Origin of the sequence: Bacillus cereus group sp. N14, from assembly GCF_016483555.1 — a bacterium.
Classification (GTDB): domain Bacteria; phylum Bacillota; class Bacilli; order Bacillales; family Bacillaceae_G; genus Bacillus_A; species Bacillus_A wiedmannii.
In genome coordinates, this window is sequence record NZ_JAEHBQ010000006.1 from 106,882 (window position 1) to 125,323 (window position 18,442).

The window sequence follows — 18,442 nt, forward strand, 5'->3', positions numbered from 1 at the left end:
CATAATAAAAAGTTTTCCTTGTAAAAAGATTTTCTCTACTTTCCCGAAAATCCCTTTGTAAATCTCCCAGTATAATTTGACAAATTTCGATATTACTATAACAACGACAAATTATGTCTATTCTGTGACGTCTCATCATGACAAAAAACGCAAGCATTACACTCACGTTTTTTCAGACTCTCTCACAAATTTATGTTTCATTTTATCCATTCACCTTTTCTGCCTGCCAGAAATATTCACCAAATGCTTTAGCAAGGGCATCAATCGATCGATTTAGTTCTTCCTCCGTATTATCTACGCCACCAACTTCAATTAATATCGCTTGCCCTGACAAGTCTTGATTGTAGACACCATTTCCTGTTTGGAATCCTTTTTGAATGACACCACGACTCACTCCTGGGTACTTCTTACTAATCGTCTCATGTAAAGCCGTTGCTAATTGTAAGTTCTTTTCATAATTTTTATTGCCTTTCCCTACTACAAACGCAAGCTTCGCATATGATTTATCACCAATTGCTTTTGTCGTGACATTTTTCCGAGCACTATCACGATGTAAATCAAAAAAGTATTGTAGTTCTTTATTGCCGGCCATTGCTTCTTGTACAATTTCCCGTGACATTTTGTAAGAACTATTACTATTTAACCCTTTACTAATCAACTTTTGACCGACATCAGTCTTGTCGTTAGTAGCTCCGATCCCTTCACTTGCTAATTGTTCACGAAATCGGTCGCCGACTATTGAAATATTCGTGACGGAACTTGTCGCTTTATTCGGATTTGGATCGTTTGTTAAATTGAGTAACGGCAAATAAGATTCCCAGCTATGCGAATGATAAATAAACGCAACTTGTCGTTTTCCTGTCGTTTGATCTGGTTGCTTTTTCCCTTTGTTCGTATCCGGCTTTGGAGCCTGTCCACCTTCTCCAGTCCGTTCTTTTACTACTTCTTCAAGTGGAACGCTCGACTCAATCGGTAAGTTAGAATAATTGGTCCCTTCACCCGCAATAACAATTTCTGTATCGTACTTACCAAAACCAGGTAGCTCTTTGCCGACAAAACTGCGTACATCATTAAAACGAATATTCGTAGCCATCGAAAAGAGAAACGAAGAAATCGAAAAATCCTGATTTAAATTTCGATACTCTTGTGTAAAATAATGATTCTCTTTCCCAAGAACATACATGTAACCATTCATTGATAACTCATTTAACCAATTATATAAATACGTGGACTTTGTCTCTTTCATAGAAGTTACCATCATACTAATAAGAAAAAAAGTCGCAAGTACTGTAGCAATAATAAATAAAACTAACTTACGTACACTTGTGAATTTCACATAAAAAAAGCCTCGATTCATACTATCACCCTCTCTATTCCAAGTTATGTACAAGCTCTAGAGAATAGACCGTCTAAATTTCGGCTATATTGTTAATGAGGTGAAATGAATTGAAGCTACTAATAGGAACATTACCCTTTGTACTATCATTTATTTTTTATTGGCTTGCTAAGCATCCTACAATCCGTGTTTCTTTACATATTTCAGCTTACTTAGCACTTTATGTACTCGGTACAATTATTTCTATTAATATATATGACGTTTTAATACAAGATTTAGTTTTTATGACAAGCATTCATGGAATTTTACTAAATCCATTTTTTCTTATATCAGGAGCGTATATAGGGATATACACCTTGCACTTAATCTTGTCTTACATTATTACGAAAATAAAAAATGGAGCGTAATGAAATGCAACCACCATTCATTTGTCATACATGCAAAAAAAGAATTGCGCGAAAGAAAGATCTTATTACTGCCACATCGTACTTCCGCTTTTATTTATTTCACAGTGATTGCTTTAAGCGACAGCAAGTGTTTATCTCACGGTTTATCCCTGTGAATACCCTTTTTAATTTCTTTCTTATTATATATGGACTTATTTTTGGCAGCATGCTTATGATTACAGAACCATCTATTATTTGGGTGATTTTCTTATTTCCCATTTTATATCGGTTTCTTTCCTATTATTATGTTGAACGTTTTTTCTCTACATAACGTGCAGACTGTCCTCTAGGAATACTTAAACATTCCCACTCTTTTTCTTTTAACATTTTACCGATGTAAATAATTTGTCCTATATGCAAAGCATAATGAGAAATTTGTCTTTCTATCGCTTGCATGACAGTATGTGCTTCACCACGAATATATACCGTCTGTAATAAATCTTCTGGCGTTAGCACATGCATCGTTTTCAAAACATATTCCCATCCGTCATTCCATGCTGCGAGAACCTCTTCCTTAGAATGATAACCACCTTCAAATTCAGCATCTCGGTTACGATCTATTTTTTCACCATCAGATGTTAAAAAATCCGTCCATCTAGAACGCATATTACCATGCAGATGCTTTATAATAACCGCTATACTATTTGTTGCTTCATGAGAAGACCATTCGATCTGTTCATATGATAATTGAGAAAGCACCCGTTCCCCTTGTTTCTTTGTTGCTTTAAAATTCGAAATCGCACATTGTAAATATTCTCGTCCAATATCCATGTTCCCCCGCCTTTACACTAACTAATTTTCGTTCCATTTGGTAATTCCATATTAGGCTGAAGTAATACGACATCACCAGCTTCAGGTACTCCGCCTAAAACAAGCACTTCTGATTTAAATCCAGCCACGCGCTTCGGTGGAAAGTTTACAATCGCAACGATTTGCTGACCGATTAAATCTTCTGGGGTATATCTCTTCGTAATTTGAGCACTTGATTGCTTAATTCCAAGCTCTCCAAAATCAATTTCTAGTTTAATCGCTGGAACTCTAGCTTCTTTAAATTCCTCTGCATGTGTTACAGTTCCAATTCTTACATCCAACGTTAAAAAATCTTCAAAATTAGCCATTTTATCATTCCTCCCATTTATTACTTAGACAAAACAATAAAATCCCCTTTAAAAAAAGAAAGGCGCCTAAGCACCTTTCTTTTGTAGTTCACTTGATTCATTTGATTTATAGAAGAAGAAACCGAGGATCCCGCCAATACATGATGGGATTAACCATCCTATTCCTTCATTATATAATGGTAACATTTGTAGTACGTTAGAAATCGCGTCAATTTGAATATTCGCACTTTCTAAACCGTTAAAGAAACTAATTAACAATGCACCTAAAATAGCTCCAATATAAATGGTATTACGCTTCCCTATCCATTTATGGAAGTAAGAAAGTACGATTAATACGATTGCAACTGGATAAATGATCATTAACACTGGTAAAGTGACTGCAATTAATTGTGTTAAACCTAGGTTAGATACAACTAAACTAAACACACATACCATTGTTACAATCGTTTTATGCGAAAGTTTTGGGAATATGTTTGTAAAGAAACCAGCACAAGCTGATGTTAATCCAACAGAAGTTGTTAAACAAGCAAGTATAATAACAAGTCCTAATAAAATTTTACCACTTGTTCCATATAACTCATTTACAACATTCGTTAAAATAAGTCCACCATTCTCCGAGACACCAAGTGATGTACTCGTTGAACCAAGATAAGCAAGTGATAAATAGATTAACGTTAAACCAAGTACAGCAATAATACCTGATACTACTGTTATTTTTGCAACTTCACTACTCTCTTTTATCCCTTTAGAGCGGATAACTTGTACAACGACAATTCCAAATACAAGTGCACTAATTGCATCCATCGTTAAATACCCTTGAATAAATCCACCAAAGAAAGCATTTTCTTTGTATGCCGCTAGCGGTGCAGCTGGTTCTCCAATCGGATCAATAATTGCCTTTCCGACAATAACAGCAACAATCAATACTAACAATGGTGTAAGAAATTTCCCGAACCAATCCACTAATTTAGATGGATTTAATGATAAATACCACGTTATTCCGAAGAAAATTATAGTGAAAAGAAATAGCATGTACCACTCTGAAACCAATGCCTCTGATAGAAATGGCTTCATACCCATTTCAAATGAAACGGCTCCCGTACGCGGAATCGCGAAAAATGGTCCAATCGCTAAATAACTAATCAATGGGAAAATAAACGCAAATACAGGGTGAACTCTAGAAGATAGCGCTTTCAAGTCCCCCTCTACAAACGCGACAGCTGTTACAGCTAATAGGGGTAATCCGACTCCCGTTACTAGGAATCCAATTGTAGCAATCCAAACATTCTCTCCAGCTTGTTGCCCTAAAACTGGTGGGAAAATTAAATTTCCTGCTCCTAAAAATAGTGCAAATAACATTAAACCAATTGCTACCGTATCACCTGGCCTTAAACGTCCCTTCATACTTTTCATTTGCATAGCACTTTTTCATTGTTTTTCTCTATTTTCACAATATGCTATGCATCCTCCTCTCTGCTCAAGATGATAAAATATGCCCCTTACAAAGCAGTGTCTTTCTCCATAATTTCTCCATTCCCCTTATTCTTACTCTAACTATTATTTTTTGATTTTTTTGAATTTTTAACTCATTAGAGTGGTATTGCGTGGAGTATAGTTGTCAGACCTCTTTGTTTTTATCACACATATAGTAACATATTTAGTTGAAAAATAAAAACATATTTTCAAATTGATTTTTTTGAAAATCAAAATTATCTACATTTTTCATTCTTTCACACAAATATTGTTACAATCTCAACTTTTATCCTATCGTTATTTTCAAATAATTTTATACACGTAACATAGTAAAAGCCATCCAACATAATTAGATGGCTTTTGTATGTTACTCTATCGTTTCAACTTCACGTGGATTTTTCATCTCTTCCACATACACAACTCTAAATCCATGATCTTCTAAATCTTTCAATAACGTCTCTAATTCACCATCGTTAAACTCTTCTCCTAATGTAAACATAATTCTACGAACTAATAAGGCATCATTATCAAAAGTCATTAAACTTTGGATACCTGTATATTTTTTTAATACTGTCGATAATTTTTGAATGGCCCCATTATAATCTTGTGTCCCAATCATGACAGAATATTTACTAGAATGAACGCCCCAAGCATCTTCTAATAACTCGAAAACCTTTTTATGCGTTAAAATTCCAAGAAAGACTCCATTTTCATCAACTACTGATAAATAAGGTAATTTTTTTATTGTAAAAAATACTTTAAAGAACGAAGAATCTTCTCTAACATAACCTTCTTTATCGTTTAATAATTGTACTACACTCTCTTCAAGCGAACCTTTATATTCTAAAATATCTACTTTGTATACATTCCCTAAATATTTCTCTTTTTTTTCATCTAAAACTGGTACACAACGATACCCAGTTTTATTTAAATGCTCCAGTGCTTCCCCTATCGTAATTGAACTTGAGCAAAATAAAACTTCCCTTTTCGGCACATAATTCCCTTTAATCCTCATAAACAGCCTCCTTATGTTAAAATACTTTCTGTGCCATAACTATATTATATTTTCAGAAAAAAATAAATGATTTATTTAACTTTTCTGAAAATTATTCATTTTCTTGTCATAATTTATTCACGTTTCATTCACTTATATCCCCTACAATACTAAATTTCTTTAAGAAAAATATATTGTAACTTACGCCAAAAAAAGCTAAAATAAGAATAAGAATTTTCTGAATATTCTAAGAGTAGGTGATTACATGTCTTTATTGCGCTCACATATATGTAAATTTATCGTTGGTGTTCTCATTATATTTATCATTAGTCCTATTCCTGCATTATTCATTACACATAAATACTCATACATAACTGGCTTTATAAGTATTTTTCATAACTTCGCACAACTTTCTTCTATGACAATTCCAAAGATTGATTGGATGCACGAATCTATCTTTTTCTCAGCAAATCAAATGGTTAACACTTCTAATCATTCAACACCGTTATTCCCTTACATATGGGAAATATATTTTTTATCGATTGTTCGTTTTACCTTTACTCTTGCAATCGGATTCTTTATCAGCTTAGGGATTGGCCATTTATTTTTTAAAGCACCTCAATCGGTTAAGAAGTTCACTTCTTTATTAAAATGGATACCGTACTCTTTTTGTACTGTATTATTACAATGCTCAGTCTTATTACTACTCCTATACATCACAAAATTGATAAAGCTTCCTTACTACTCATCTTTTATCATCGTTTGTAGTACTTCCATGATTATCATTATGCAAGCAATAAAAAAGTGGATTCCTTTCTTAAGTAACACAAATGAATATGAAATAAAACAATCTTCTTTCCTTGTAGATACATTGTTTTTAGCGCTTACTTCGAATCACAAATCTATTCTAGGTTCCATTATTCTTTCATTCGTTATTATGGAATGCGTTTTTCATGCAAGCGGACTATTGCAATTTATCGTTCAATTCGGCGGAAATGCACCTGTTATTGTTACAATTAGCTTATTACTTTTGTATATCCCATATTGCATACTCTCTTTCCTTCAAACACTATGGACGACAAATCACGTTAAACAACAATCATATGCTTTAACGAGAAGTATTCCAAAACCTTAATTTGAAATAACCCTCTATAATCTGAAAGTAGGGGGTTATTCCTTTTGTATAGCGGACAAAATAACAGCAAATTCAAAAACAATTGCAGAAACATACCAATATTTACCCTTTTTCTTTGACTATTCTTTTCGTTTGGATTTATTATAAAAGTATAACATAATCGCAGGAGGTGACATCTTTATTCCAAACTACGGAATAGAGAACACACTTGGACATATTAAATATTTTTCTCATCTTTGTACTCATCCTTATTTCCGGCTTTTTCGTTGCATCAGAATTCGCTGTTGTAAAAGTACGAAAAAGTCGTATTGACCAACTTGCAAATGAAGGCAATAAACAAGCTTTAGCTGCAAGAAGTGTCCTATCTAATTTAGATGTTTATTTATCAGCTTGTCAGCTCGGGATTACGATTACTTCTTTAGGGCTTGGTTGGCTCGGTGAACCGACTGTGGAACATTTACTACGACCGCTCTTTGAAAAGATTAATATTACTGGAACAATGGCGAATACTTTATCCTTTATTATTGCTTTTAGTGTTATTACATTTTTCCATGTTGTATTAGGTGAATTAGTTCCAAAGTCTTTCGCCATTCAAAAAGCAGAAGCAATCACACTTAAGTTTGCACGACCACTTATTTTATTTGATAAAATTATGTATCCATTCATTTGGCTACTTAATAGTACGGCAATCTTTTTCACAAAACTACTCGGTTTAGAGCCTGCGAAAGAAAATGAACTTGCCCATTCTGAAGAGGAACTACGACTCATTTTAGGTGAAAGTTTCAAAAGCGGCGAAATAAACCAAACCGAATATAAATATGTAAATAATATTTTTGAATTTGACGACCGGGTCGCGAAAGAAATTATGGTCCCTCGTACAGAAATGATTTGCTTATCTACTGAAAATACGTTAGAAGAGAATATGGATATCGTCGCAACTGAAAAGTATACACGCTATCCGATCATCGAAAAAGATAAAGATGATATTATCGGTATGATCAATACGAAAGAAATATTTCACGATCAAACGAAAAACATTCATAAACCACTTGAATCTTACATACATCCAGTACTAACTGTATTTGAAACTGTTCCAATTCGCAAAACATTAGTACATCTACAAAAGAATCGCGTTCAGATGGCAATCGTTATGGATGAATATGGTGGTACTGCTGGACTTTTAACAATGGAAGATATTCTTGAAGAAATCATTGGAGAAATTCAAGATGAGTTTGATGCGGATGAATCACCTATGATTGAAAAACGTACGCCGAAGCTTACTGTTTTAGATGGGAAGGTGCTCATTTCTGAAGTAAATGATATGTTTGGCCTGCATATTGATGATAGCGATTTAGATACAATTGGAGGCTGGCTCCTCTCTCAAGCAGTTGATTTAAATATTGAAGCTGGTTATTCCATTGAATTTGCCGGTTTTCAATTTAAAGCACTAGAACTTGATGGACATCAAGTGAAAAAAATTGCGGTACATAAATTAGACACGAAGAAGGAGTTATAAAGTGACAGTATTATTAACAATCTGTATCATTGCCTGTTTCATTGTTTCATTTCTCGCCTTTATTTATCCTATCATTCCAGGCATCCTTGCTGTCTGGGCTGGATATTTAATTTACCATTTTGGTATAAATGGCGGAGAACTAACAACTTCCTTTTGGATTATTCAAGTCATTTTCACACTATTTATTTTCATTGCTGATTTTATTGCAAATGGATATTTCTTAAAGAAATACGGGAGTTCTAAATGGGGAGAGCGTGTCGGTATGATTTCTATCATTGTCGGATCTTTCTTCTTCCCACCATTCGGTTTAATTATCATACCGTTCTTATCGGTATTTATTACAGAACTAATGCATAAAAAAGCGCCAAAAGACGCCTTTCTAGTAGGAGTTGCTACTGTAGTTGGTTTTTTAAGCAGTACAGTAGCGAAAGCTATTCTCCAAATCATTATGATTCTCATATTTGTATGTTATATCATCTTTTAACCATCCCAATTTCGGGATGGTTTTTTTAATATGAAATACCTACTCGACTATTCTCATATTTGTTTTCACTACACAGATTCCACGTAAATTGCGCTGTATCACCAACTGTTATTTTCGCTCCCCCTTCTGGTAATACATCTTTTTCAGTTCGATACACTCCTGTCACATCACCGTCTATTAAATGCGTCGGACAAACGACCGTCCAACATAAATTACTACTACTAAGTATCTTATATGCAGCTAAATGATCTTCTGCTGCTGTTGTCATTTTCCTTTTTGATTCAGCTGATTGAAAACGATATAAATTTAGATTTGTTCTTGCTTGTAAAATACCAGCTGTTCCTATTGTAATGATCTTATCAACCCCTACTTCTTCCATTTTCTTTATAATAAGTGGCATACTCTTCGCCAATGTCCCATTTTGATCCGTTCCAAGTGCACTAATTACTATATCGCTTCCTTCTATCACTTTCTTTATATCATTTTCATTCCATACATTACCTTCTATAACTCGTAACCTTTCATGATTTATTTCTATTCTATTTAAATCACGCGCTAATGCAGTCACTTCAGCTGCATCCTTTAATGCTAATTTTATTATATTTGAACCTACTCGACCAGTTGCTCCCAATATACATACTTTCATTTGTTTTCCCCCTTTTTCATTCTTTCTCTATTTTTCAATAATTTTAATCAATTTTCAACAAAAAAGCTTCCTCATATATAGGAGGAAGCTTTATTATTATTTTACCCCGCTTTAACGGGCAGTAAGACCCCACCTCAAAATTCAGTAAAAACAAAGAAGTTAGATGGGGATCAACTGCCCGTAAAAGCCCGATTGGTTCAACTAATAATCAGTGGGGGATGCCCCACTGATTAAAGTTTCACTTTATTTCTTTTCTTTAGAATCTGTAGACTTCTCAGTTCCACTTGTTTCTTTATCCTTTTTGTCCTCTTGTTGTGTTGTTGTATCGTCTTCTTTCTTCTTGTCCTCACCTTTACTACAACCTACCATTAATAAAGAACTTGCAAGTGCCATAGCAGTTAATGATTTAACCCATTTGTTCATTTGCGTTTCCTCCTTTAGATAGAATATGTACAACCCCCATATTACTCTCTATTTTTAAAGGAAAGATTGAAAAATAGTAAATAAACGGTAAATATTTGTAAATTTTCTGATAATAAATATGTACACCTAGTCTTTTTTCTCCATGAAAAGTAAAAAAACTAAGGCGCCTATCTTTCCGCCTTAGTTTCTTATGCAAACTTCTCATTTTCATATACATGTTTAATCTTATACTCTTTCTTCACAACATATTGCCATACACTATAGGCATAACGATTCATTTTCAGGAAGCAATTTTCTAAAAACGAGCGGAATTCTGGATTCGCAACTTCAACTGCCACTTGAGCGAACTTTAGTGCTAACCGTTTTAAATGCGAAATATAACAAGTTGCAATATGGATATCCCCTGCATATTTACTATCAGTTTCCTTTTCCATTTCATGAAAATGAAATGAGATTGGTTCACAAGTTATATGCTGTACATTCTCTCCTTCTTGAAAATTCACTTGTTCATTATATGCTTGCAACATATATGGTAAATGATGCTGCAATAGTTCCTTTAATTCTTCATCTCTTACCTTTCCTGTATACTCCCCAACCTTATATATAAGCATATAACTATATCTCATTAATTCTTTCATACAATCCATGAAAGTGCCTCCCTTCTCTTTTGTCTATATGCTATAAATATGATGCTATAACATTTGCTATTCTTGCTAAAAACCAATCCCATTTACTAATTTTCTCAAAATCTTCTTCCGAAAATTTTTTTGATTTATGAAAGTCTTCTTTTAATCGGTTCCATACGTCCGCTGTTACTCCCTTATCATAGATAATACAATTAGACTCCGTATTTAAATAAAAACTTCTATTATCAAAGTTTGCGGTACCAATATCAACAATTTCTCCATCAATGATTGTTACTTTCCCGTGAAAAAAACCATTCTGATATTGATAAATCTCCGCTCCAGCATGTAACATGTCTTTCAAATACGGATAGGCAGCTTGTTTTAACAATACTGCATCACTTTTAAATGGTACGAGAATTTTCACATTGACACCGCGGTTTAATGCATCTTTTAACTCTTTCATCATTTCTTTACTTGGTACAAAATATGGCGTTGCAATAATTAAAGACGTTTTAGCCTGCTTTAAAAGTGCTCCATATTTTTCCCATAAACCTTTTCCATCTGAAAATAAATATTGATATTTCACATTCCCAATTGCAGGTAAACTTTCATGTATAGGCGTTTTTTCTCCTGTATCTTCTTCCCAGTCAGTTGCAAATTTTCTTTCCATATCCGTGGCACCATTCCCCTTGACTCGTACATGATAATCACGCCACGGACCAAATTTCGGATTTTGTCCAAGGTACTCCTTTCCAATGTTAAAGCCGCCAACGTATGATACTTTTCCATCTATCGTAACGATGCGTCTATGGTTCCGTTGGTGCAACGAATAGAATAAATGTTTCAATTTAGGTTTTTTACTAAAGGTAAACTGGACACCATTGCTTTTTAGTTGATGAATTATCTTTTTCTTCAGCTTATATCCGCCTATTCGATCGACTGACAATTTCACTTCTACTCCGCTCGTTGCCTTTTTCTCAAGTAACTGCAAAAACTCTTTGCTTATTTCATCTTTACCTACAATATAAAAATGGATATATACGTACTTTTCTGCATTACGTATATCCTCAAATAATTTCTTATATAACTCTTCACCGTTCGTATATAGTTGAAATTCACCTAATCGAACTTGTCCTAATTCATATTCACTAGCCATTTTTTTCCCCATTTCCACATCGATGTTCATCCAAATGAATACACCTACTAAAAAAAGGAGTACAGCGAAAAAGTGTTTCATGGATATTTTCCTTTCTCCACTTACTGTTATTTCTATATCTTCCCTTTTTTAATACATTATCATTCAAGAAAATATGTCATTACATGATATATGTCCATATCAAACGATAGCTCATTTGCATATTGTATGTTGTATCTTAAAATAAAAGGAGGAAATAACAATGGGCTTCGCACATGGTAATGGATTCGCGCTATTAGTCGTATTATTTATCCTCTTAATCATCGTCGGTGCTGCTTGCTTCTGCTAAGTAGTTATCGTCATATGATATGTGGATGAAAAAACTATAAAAGCGGACACCTATTTTTAGGTGTCCGCTTTTCATATGAAAAACATTTCAGTCCGTTATAATATCTTTAACGACTACATATTCAACTCAAAAAGTTAGTAATGTGGCTACTTTCTTACTCTCCGCCTTACGTATATGGCGTTGTTCTGCACGCAACACAGCAATGCGATGTAATTCTTTCTCTTCTTCTGTTTCAGGGATTACTCGAGGAACTGGAACTGGATTATTATCCTTACTAAGTGCAACAAAAGTAACAAATGACGTTGCTGCTATACGTTTCTCACCTGAAATTAAATCTTCTGCTACTACCTTCACAAATACTTCCATAGAAGTTCTACCCGTCCAAATTACAAAAGATTCATAACTAACACAATCTGAAGAGCGAACAGGATGTAAGAAATCTACCCAATCCATAGATGCTGTGACACATTCTTTTCTTGCGTGCCTTGTTGCCGAAATAGAAGCAACCATATCCATCTCGGCTAATATCTTCCCACCAAATAGCGTATTATGATCGTTTAAATCTGTTGGAAATACTCGGCTCGTTTTAAACACTCTAGACTCATTAGCTGTTTTCCCTTTTACTTCAGTCATTGTTATCACCTCTTTGATTATTTAACCCGCTATTTGCAGACATTAAGACTCCCACCACAAAATTCGGCTGGAGCAAAGAAGTTTGGCAAGAGTTTCATTTTCCATTAACACTAGAACCGTATGAGCTTATTATCACTACACGTTTAATATTAACAACATTCAGAACTTTTAGTCCACAAAAAAGAACCGATGTTATCAATCGGCTCCTCTAAATACATATTGTTCTTTTGGCGGTTCAACCTTATTCCATTTCGTTACTTCTAATACAGGGATATTCGCATGGAATGGCTGATAAAATTCCGTTGATATTTCTCCTTCAACTTGAATCCAATCATCATTTTTCCATTCTATACCTTCTGGTTTTTTCACTAACATACCATATACACCAGAATCCGCTACACAATGTATAATCCCGAAACGGAATAAGAAATATTGTTCTTTTTGAGAAGAGTCATCTTTGAAAACAAACCCTTTAAAAGATAATTTTTTCCCAGTAAACTCGCCAGGATAATTATAAATTGTTTCCATCCCTTTTAGAAAATCTTCATCTTTTAAAGTAATACTATCTTTCGTAACAAACTCTTTTTTCCCCTTTTCCATTACACCACGGTATCCTTCTTTCCCGTAATAAATGCTCGTATCAGGTCTTAGAAATTGCCTTGTCATAAATGGATCTGTACTTTCTGCTTGCGCAACAGGAAAATGAAATCCTTTCGCCTTAACAATATCTGAATCTAATGTCGCAATTGGGAAAAATAATCCTGAGACAATTGGAAAACAAAACAATGAGTACGAAAATGCTTTTTTCCACCATGTATTCTCATCTTTTGAATGATCATGCCCGCAATGGCTATGATCACAACTACAATCTTGTTTTTCTTGTTCTTTCTGATGTTCTTTTTGGAATACGATAATAATTTGAACGACCGTTAAAAAACCTAAAATAATAGCTGCTGTTGTTGATAAATAAGCATACTTCATATTGATATACTTCGTAATATTACCGGAAATATGAAGCTGCGCGATTAAGATTGTAAAACCTAATAATATATACGCTCGAAACATAACCTACCACCCCATCGCATAAATGAGTAGTGAGCTTGCATAAACAACAAGTGTAACTGTAACTGTAACGACAATTACAAATTTCGTTTTAAACGTTGCAAGCATCATAAACATATTTTTAATATCCACCATCGGTCCATATACGAGGAACGCGACAAGTGACGCTGTTGAAAATGTACTTTGGAATGACGAAGCAATAAACGCATCCGCTTCTGAACAAAGTGATAATATGTAAGCTAGTCCCATCATAACAGCTGGTGAAGAGAACGGCCCTTGTCCTATAGCAAGAAGTGTTGAAGTTTGTACGAACGTTTGAACTGCCGCTGCAATTAACGCACCTAATACTAAATATTTTCCCATCGAGAAAAATTCCTCAACAGCATGCGTACATACATCCCACATTTTTTTACGTAATGGACGCTTATGATTCACTTCTGGGAAGTGATCATCTCGTAATTGATGTTCTTTAAACATAAATGATAATATAATTCCAACGATAATTGCTACGATAATCGCTACAATAGAACGATACCATACCATGTGCATACTACTTCCAAAGGCAACGTATGTTGCAAATAATACGACCGGATTAATAATTGGCCCAGTTAACATAAATGCAATCCCGGCATATGGCGGAACCCCTTTTCCGATTAACCGTCTTACAATCGGAACGATTCCACATTCACAACCTGGAAACATCATACCTAAAAAAGTAGCCATTAAAACAGACAGAAAACGGTTTTTCGGCATCCATTTTGCTACCATATCTTCTGTTACAAACATTTGAATGAATCCTGAAATAAATACACCAATGAGCACAAAAGGAAGTGCTTCGATCAATATGGAGATAAAAATTGTATTCATTTGCAGGAATGCTTTCGGTAATTGAAACAATTCCATGATGTATTTCCTCCAACTTTTCATTAACAATATGTAATTTTAACCTCATTTTATGAATTGGACAAGACTTATACGGAATTCACCCCTTTCATATACATTACATTTTATAAGTTATATTCTATTCAAAATTTGGGATTTCATAGCAAAAAAGCTGCTCTAGCGCAGTTACACAACTATGCTAGAGCAGCTTTTTTCTCGTTAAAAGTAACGTTTCTTCCAAAAAACAAATGCTAATGTGAAAGATAGTGTTACACATATTATGAGTACAATTACAAAACCATGTGCTTCCCCTTCAAACGGAACCTTTACGTTCATTCCAAAGAAACTAGAAACCATCGTTGGTAACGATAAAATGATTGTAATAGACGTTAACAGTTTCATAACACTATTTAAATTATTTGATATAACGGAGCTAAAAGTATTCATCATTCCACTTAAAATGTGACTATATATTTCCGCCATTTCAATAGCCTGTTTATTTTCAATTAATACATCTTCTAATAAATCTTGATCGTCTTCATACATTTTTAAAAATGTACTGTTACGCATTAATTTTTGAATTACAATTTTATTCGCCTTTAATGATGTTGTAAAGTAAACTAAACTTTTTTCAAGGCCTAGCAATGTGAAAATCTCTTTATTTTTCATCGACTTATTTAATTGATGCTCTAAATCGATTGTTTTTCTGTTAATTTGCTTTAAGTATCTTAAATAATAAGTAGAAATCGTATATAAGAGCTGAAGTGCAAAGCGTGTCTTTTTAAACGTATAAAATTCTTTAATACGTTGATTAATAAAGCGTTCAAAAATTGGGTTTTCTTCTAAACAAATTGTCACAAAGCAATCTGGCATTACAATCATACCTATTGGAATCGTGTCATAAATCGAATTTCCTTCTTCATCATGTCTAACTGTTGGAATATCCACGATTATTAAAGTATTATTGTCTTCCTTTTCAATACGAGAGCGTTCTTCATCATCTAAAGGGTCTTTAATGAAATCTAAGTCTACATTTAAAGTTTGTACTAGATATTGAATTTCTTCTTCCGTTGGATGAAGTACATTAATCCAGCAACCCTTTTGCATTTCCTCAACCTCTTGTAGTTTTCCGTTTCGGTCTGTTAAATAAATATTTAACATACTATCACCCCGATTCTTTTTACATGTAGGAATCTACCTCTCTTACATAACAGTTTTTGAACCGCCATTCTCAGCATATGAAACATACGTTTAAATTTCAATAGAAAAATTATTTTGAAAACGTTTTTATAAGAAAAATATTCTAAACAAAGAAAAAGACAGAGTGCTCTCTGCCTTAAAAAGCTTATGTTGCCTTTATAACATATTTAGAAAGCATCCACAAGTTAAAGCCAACTGAAATCGTATAACCAGCGTATGTTGAAATAATAAAACTTACATAATCGAAATAAGGAAGCAATACGATATTTAAAACTATCTTCACAATAATACCAATTACTAATCCTAGCACTGTTTTCTGTTGTTGATTAATTCCTTGTAACATCGCAGCTGTAACTGTAAAAAGCGAAAATAGTATACAGGCAGGAGCATAATACTGTAAAATAACTCTCCCCATCTCCGGATCATTTCCGGTACCAAATAAAAGAGTATATACTGGTTTTGCTAACAACATCATTCCAATTGCCGCTGGTACCGTAATACCTACTACTAATACATTCGTCCTCGTAAAATGTTTGTACAGTAACTTCACATTCCCTGCTGTATAGGCTTTTGTCATCTCAGGTACGAGAGACATACTAAAAGCAGTCGCAACGGAAACCGGAATAAGTACAACCATCTGGACAAGACCAATTATTGCATTAATCTTCTCCGCTTCTCCTTGCATATACCCTATTTGTATAAGTAGTTTATTAATTGTAAATGTATCAATCGTCTGATACAACGGAATTGCTAAACCAACCACAACAAACGGTATTGAATATGTAAAGAGCTCCTTATACAGCGAGAAGAAAGATTTCGTTGTTTGCGGTATACTTGCCATCTCTTTTTTCTTTAAGTGCTTTCTCCTCCTTATGTAATACGCACTTAAAACTGTTAATCCACCTATCGCTCCCATAAAAGCACCGAACGTTGAAATACCAACAGCTAGCGAGATAGAAGCTTTTAAAATATATAAAACGACAAAACTTCCTATTAATATGGTTAAGACCCGAAAAAATTGCTCGACAACTACACTTAAAGCAGAAGGCCCCATCGATTGAAATCCTTGAAAGAAGCCCCTTAATAAACTCATTACTGGTACAAGTATTAACGCAAAACTTACAATTTGAATATTATTAGTGACAGCTGTTATGCTATTCCCAGTTTGATCATTTCCATCGATTACAAGTTTAGCTAAATGTGGAGCTAATATATATAGCGCAAAACATGAGATGACTCCCATTATTAACATAAAAAAGATACCACTCTTAAGTACTCTCTTAACCGTATGATAATCATTCAGTTGATCATATTTTGATACCATTTTTGAAACGGCAAGTGGTAGTCCCATCGTCGCAATGCTGAGCATAATCGTATATGGGCGATAAGCATACGTGTATAAAACGTACCCACTCGTACCGACCATTGCTGTAAATGGTATAACATATATAAATCCTAACATTTTAGATATCATCGTTGCCATCGTTAAAAATATCGTTCCACGTATAAACGGTGACCCTTTCATCACATTCCTCCGCTACGCTTTATTATTACACATTATGGACAACTCCTTTTTTTTAGAACCGAAACAAATAAAAAAAGCCAATGAAAAATCATTGACTTTAACGCGCTGCTTTTTTCTTTTTGAAATACTTTAAACCGAAGTATAGAGCACCAAAGAGAACAGCTCCTATAATTATGTAATGTGTGTAATCAGATGCATACTCTTTAATGTGTCGCCAATTTCCACCAAGCTTTTCACCTAAGTAGATAAATAGTATTGACCATGGAATAATCGCAACCACAGTATACAGTGTAAATAGTTTTAATGGCATTTTAGCTAATCCTGCTGGAATAGAGATTGCATGTCGTACTACTGGGATAAAGCGTGCAGAAAAGATTACTCCTGCTCCGTAACGCTTAAACCAACCTTCCGCTATGTCTAAATGGTGTTTATTAATAAGTAGATATTTCCCATATTTCTCTACAACCGGACGCCCTCCGTAATATCCAAGCCAGTATAAAAAGATTTGGGCTAAAGTACCACCAATAGTTCCGGCGATAACTGCACCGACAAAACTAATTTTTCCATCCGCTACTAAAAATCCAGCATACGAAAGTACAATTTCACTCGGGATAATTTCAATCATTAAAGCTAGCGCTACTCCAAAGTAACCTAGGCTTGCAAAAAATTGCAATAACTGATCTATTATGCTTGCTAACATTTTATTTTCTATCTCCTTTTTTCTTCACATACCATCCCATTATTACATAAAGGTTGCATTCTGCCAATATCTTTATTTCAACAATATCATCGGCATAGGCATTATTAATCTATTAATGTTTCTTTTTGAGGTTCTTTCATGTAGGCAAACATTTCTTTAATTTGCTCTTCTGTATTTCTAGCAATCGATAAATTAGGCAATTCATTCTCACCAAAAAACTCCACATCTTCTGTTTCAATACTAATTTTCTTTTCACCACCAACAATCTTACAGCCAATAAAAATTTTATATACATGTGTTGCTGAAGGCGATGGTTGATGTTTTTCTTTATCAAATATAGCGAATAGCTTAAAATCATCTACTTCATAACCCGTCTCCTCTAAAACTTCTTTTGCTGCTACTTCCGTTGGCGTATAACCGATATCGGCCCATCCACCTGGCAATGCCCATTTCCCATCACTTTTTTCTTTCACAAATAATAGTTTTTCATTTTGAAAAATGACTGCTCTTATATCAACTTTAGGTGTTTGATAGCCTGTCTCACTTGCAAATAACTTCTCTATTATTTCCCAATCTGTCTTTGTATAATGTGACATCATTGAAATCGTAATATCCCGTAATTGTTGGAAACGCTCTATATCATACACATCTTTAGAATACGTTAAACCCGCTTGGGCTATAGCTTGTATTTGTTTTACCCAATCAATCCATTTTACCGTCATGTTTCCACATCCCCCATACTCTTTTAAGTGAATAGTA

Annotated in this window: 22 protein-coding genes; 6 read left to right on the forward strand and 16 right to left on the reverse strand. The window is 34.1% G+C overall.

All coding sequences use genetic code 11. From position 1 onward, the window contains the following. Nucleotides 1-202: 202 nt before the first annotated feature. Complete coding sequence (gene spoIIP, locus JDS82_RS11450) at nucleotides 203-1,357, reverse strand: stage II sporulation protein SpoIIP (RefSeq protein ID WP_048559702.1); 1,155 nt, start codon at nucleotides 1,355-1,357, stop codon at nucleotides 203-205. An 89-nt stretch (nucleotides 1,358-1,446) separates the two neighbouring features. Here spoIIP and JDS82_RS11455 point away from each other — a divergent pair, with 89 nt between their 5' ends. Together JDS82_RS11455 and JDS82_RS11460 are read left to right on the forward strand one after the other, a co-directional pair. After that, a complete protein-coding gene (locus JDS82_RS11455) occupies nucleotides 1,447-1,743 on the forward strand; it encodes a hypothetical protein (protein ID WP_097815698.1) in 297 nt (98 codons plus the stop codon). 4 nt (nucleotides 1,744-1,747) lie between these two features. Beyond that, on the forward strand, nucleotides 1,748-2,053 hold the full coding sequence (locus JDS82_RS11460; protein WP_142291201.1) for a permease: 306 nt from the start codon (nucleotides 1,748-1,750) through the stop codon (nucleotides 2,051-2,053). On the opposite strand, the gene JDS82_RS11465 is transcribed toward JDS82_RS11460, so the two are convergent. The 4 genes from JDS82_RS11465 to cbpA form a co-directional block, all read right to left on the reverse strand. Next, nucleotides 2,026-2,553 carry a DUF1572 domain-containing protein gene (locus tag JDS82_RS11465; protein ID WP_088112800.1) on the reverse strand — a complete coding sequence of 176 codons (528 nt, stop codon included), beginning with the start codon at nucleotides 2,551-2,553 and terminating at the stop codon, nucleotides 2,026-2,028. The two genes, JDS82_RS11460 and JDS82_RS11465, sit on opposite strands and share 28 nt — an antisense overlap. Before the next feature lie 17 nt (nucleotides 2,554-2,570). Beyond that, nucleotides 2,571-2,900, reverse strand: a complete 330-nt coding sequence (gene csaA, locus JDS82_RS11470) for a chaperone CsaA (protein WP_048559698.1) — start codon at nucleotides 2,898-2,900, stop codon at nucleotides 2,571-2,573. A 66-nt stretch (nucleotides 2,901-2,966) separates the two neighbouring features. After that, on the reverse strand, nucleotides 2,967-4,304 hold the full coding sequence (gene brnQ4, locus JDS82_RS11475) for a branched-chain amino acid transport system II carrier protein BrnQ4 (protein WP_406655997.1): 1,338 nt from the start codon (nucleotides 4,302-4,304) through the stop codon (nucleotides 2,967-2,969). A gap of 436 nt (nucleotides 4,305-4,740) precedes the next feature. Then, nucleotides 4,741-5,388: a cyclic di-AMP binding protein CbpA gene (cbpA, locus tag JDS82_RS11480; protein WP_001220512.1), complete on the reverse strand. Its 648-nt coding sequence runs from the start codon at nucleotides 5,386-5,388 to the stop codon at nucleotides 4,741-4,743. 244 nt (nucleotides 5,389-5,632) lie between these two features. Here cbpA and JDS82_RS11485 point away from each other — a divergent pair, with 244 nt between their 5' ends. From JDS82_RS11485 to JDS82_RS11495, 3 genes are all read left to right on the forward strand, one after another. Beyond that, complete coding sequence (locus JDS82_RS11485; protein WP_199713278.1) at nucleotides 5,633-6,502, forward strand: hypothetical protein; 870 nt, start codon at nucleotides 5,633-5,635, stop codon at nucleotides 6,500-6,502. 208 nt (nucleotides 6,503-6,710) lie between these two features. Next, complete coding sequence (locus JDS82_RS11490) at nucleotides 6,711-8,018, forward strand: hemolysin family protein (RefSeq protein WP_000353741.1); 1,308 nt, start codon at nucleotides 6,711-6,713, stop codon at nucleotides 8,016-8,018. A 1-nt stretch (nucleotide 8,019) separates the two neighbouring features. Continuing rightward, on the forward strand, nucleotides 8,020-8,502 hold the full coding sequence (locus tag JDS82_RS11495) for a DUF456 domain-containing protein (protein ID WP_000217333.1): 483 nt from the start codon (nucleotides 8,020-8,022) through the stop codon (nucleotides 8,500-8,502). A gap of 25 nt (nucleotides 8,503-8,527) precedes the next feature. Here JDS82_RS11495 and JDS82_RS11500 read toward each other — a convergent pair whose 3' ends face one another. The 4 genes from JDS82_RS11500 to cls all read right to left on the reverse strand — a co-directional run bounded on the left by JDS82_RS11500 (nucleotide 8,528) and on the right by cls (nucleotide 11,434). Further along, the gene (locus JDS82_RS11500; protein WP_199713280.1) at nucleotides 8,528-9,148 is read right to left on the reverse strand and encodes an NAD(P)-dependent oxidoreductase; all 621 of its coding nucleotides are present in this window, start codon (nucleotides 9,146-9,148) and stop codon (nucleotides 8,528-8,530) included. A gap of 243 nt (nucleotides 9,149-9,391) precedes the next feature. Next, entirely contained in the window at nucleotides 9,392-9,571 is a 180-nt protein-coding gene (locus tag JDS82_RS11505; RefSeq protein ID WP_001045960.1) for a hypothetical protein, read from the reverse strand. Nucleotides 9,572-9,759: 188 nt separating this feature from the next. Continuing rightward, nucleotides 9,760-10,218: a spore coat protein gene (locus tag JDS82_RS11510; RefSeq protein ID WP_048559695.1), complete on the reverse strand. Its 459-nt coding sequence runs from the start codon at nucleotides 10,216-10,218 to the stop codon at nucleotides 9,760-9,762. 31 nt (nucleotides 10,219-10,249) lie between these two features. Next, nucleotides 10,250-11,434 carry a cardiolipin synthase gene (gene cls, locus JDS82_RS11515; protein ID WP_137050790.1) on the reverse strand — a complete coding sequence of 395 codons (1,185 nt, stop codon included), beginning with the start codon at nucleotides 11,432-11,434 and terminating at the stop codon, nucleotides 10,250-10,252. 160 nt (nucleotides 11,435-11,594) lie between these two features. Between cls and JDS82_RS11520 the strand changes: the two genes are divergently transcribed. Further along, nucleotides 11,595-11,681 (forward strand): YjcZ family sporulation protein, encoded by an 87-nt coding sequence (locus tag JDS82_RS11520; RefSeq protein WP_000505094.1) that lies wholly within the window; start codon nucleotides 11,595-11,597, stop codon nucleotides 11,679-11,681. A gap of 126 nt (nucleotides 11,682-11,807) precedes the next feature. On the opposite strand, the gene JDS82_RS11525 is transcribed toward JDS82_RS11520, so the two are convergent. The 7 genes from JDS82_RS11525 to JDS82_RS11555 all read right to left on the reverse strand — a co-directional run bounded on the left by JDS82_RS11525 (nucleotide 11,808) and on the right by JDS82_RS11555 (nucleotide 18,405). Then, nucleotides 11,808-12,314, reverse strand: a complete 507-nt coding sequence (locus JDS82_RS11525; RefSeq protein WP_000141166.1) for an acyl-CoA thioesterase — start codon at nucleotides 12,312-12,314, stop codon at nucleotides 11,808-11,810. 195 nt (nucleotides 12,315-12,509) lie between these two features. Continuing rightward, nucleotides 12,510-13,379, reverse strand: a complete 870-nt coding sequence (locus tag JDS82_RS11530) for a TIGR03943 family putative permease subunit (RefSeq protein WP_197229756.1) — start codon at nucleotides 13,377-13,379, stop codon at nucleotides 12,510-12,512. Nucleotides 13,380-13,382: 3 nt separating this feature from the next. Next, nucleotides 13,383-14,279 carry a permease gene (locus JDS82_RS11535; protein ID WP_000418724.1) on the reverse strand — a complete coding sequence of 299 codons (897 nt, stop codon included), beginning with the start codon at nucleotides 14,277-14,279 and terminating at the stop codon, nucleotides 13,383-13,385. Nucleotides 14,280-14,477: 198 nt separating this feature from the next. Beyond that, nucleotides 14,478-15,419, reverse strand: coding sequence for a magnesium transporter CorA family protein (locus JDS82_RS11540; RefSeq protein ID WP_000932392.1), 942 nt, complete (start codon nucleotides 15,417-15,419; stop codon nucleotides 14,478-14,480). Between the two features lie 184 nt (nucleotides 15,420-15,603). Next, nucleotides 15,604-16,983, reverse strand: a complete 1,380-nt coding sequence (locus JDS82_RS11545; RefSeq protein ID WP_199713282.1) for a putative polysaccharide biosynthesis protein — start codon at nucleotides 16,981-16,983, stop codon at nucleotides 15,604-15,606. 97 nt (nucleotides 16,984-17,080) lie between these two features. After that, nucleotides 17,081-17,683 (reverse strand): undecaprenyl phosphate transporter UptA, encoded by a 603-nt coding sequence (gene uptA, locus JDS82_RS11550; RefSeq protein ID WP_048559690.1) that lies wholly within the window; start codon nucleotides 17,681-17,683, stop codon nucleotides 17,081-17,083. A 104-nt stretch (nucleotides 17,684-17,787) separates the two neighbouring features. Next, nucleotides 17,788-18,405, reverse strand: a complete 618-nt coding sequence (locus JDS82_RS11555) for an NUDIX hydrolase N-terminal domain-containing protein (protein WP_048559689.1) — start codon at nucleotides 18,403-18,405, stop codon at nucleotides 17,788-17,790. Nucleotides 18,406-18,442 lie beyond the last annotated feature (37 nt).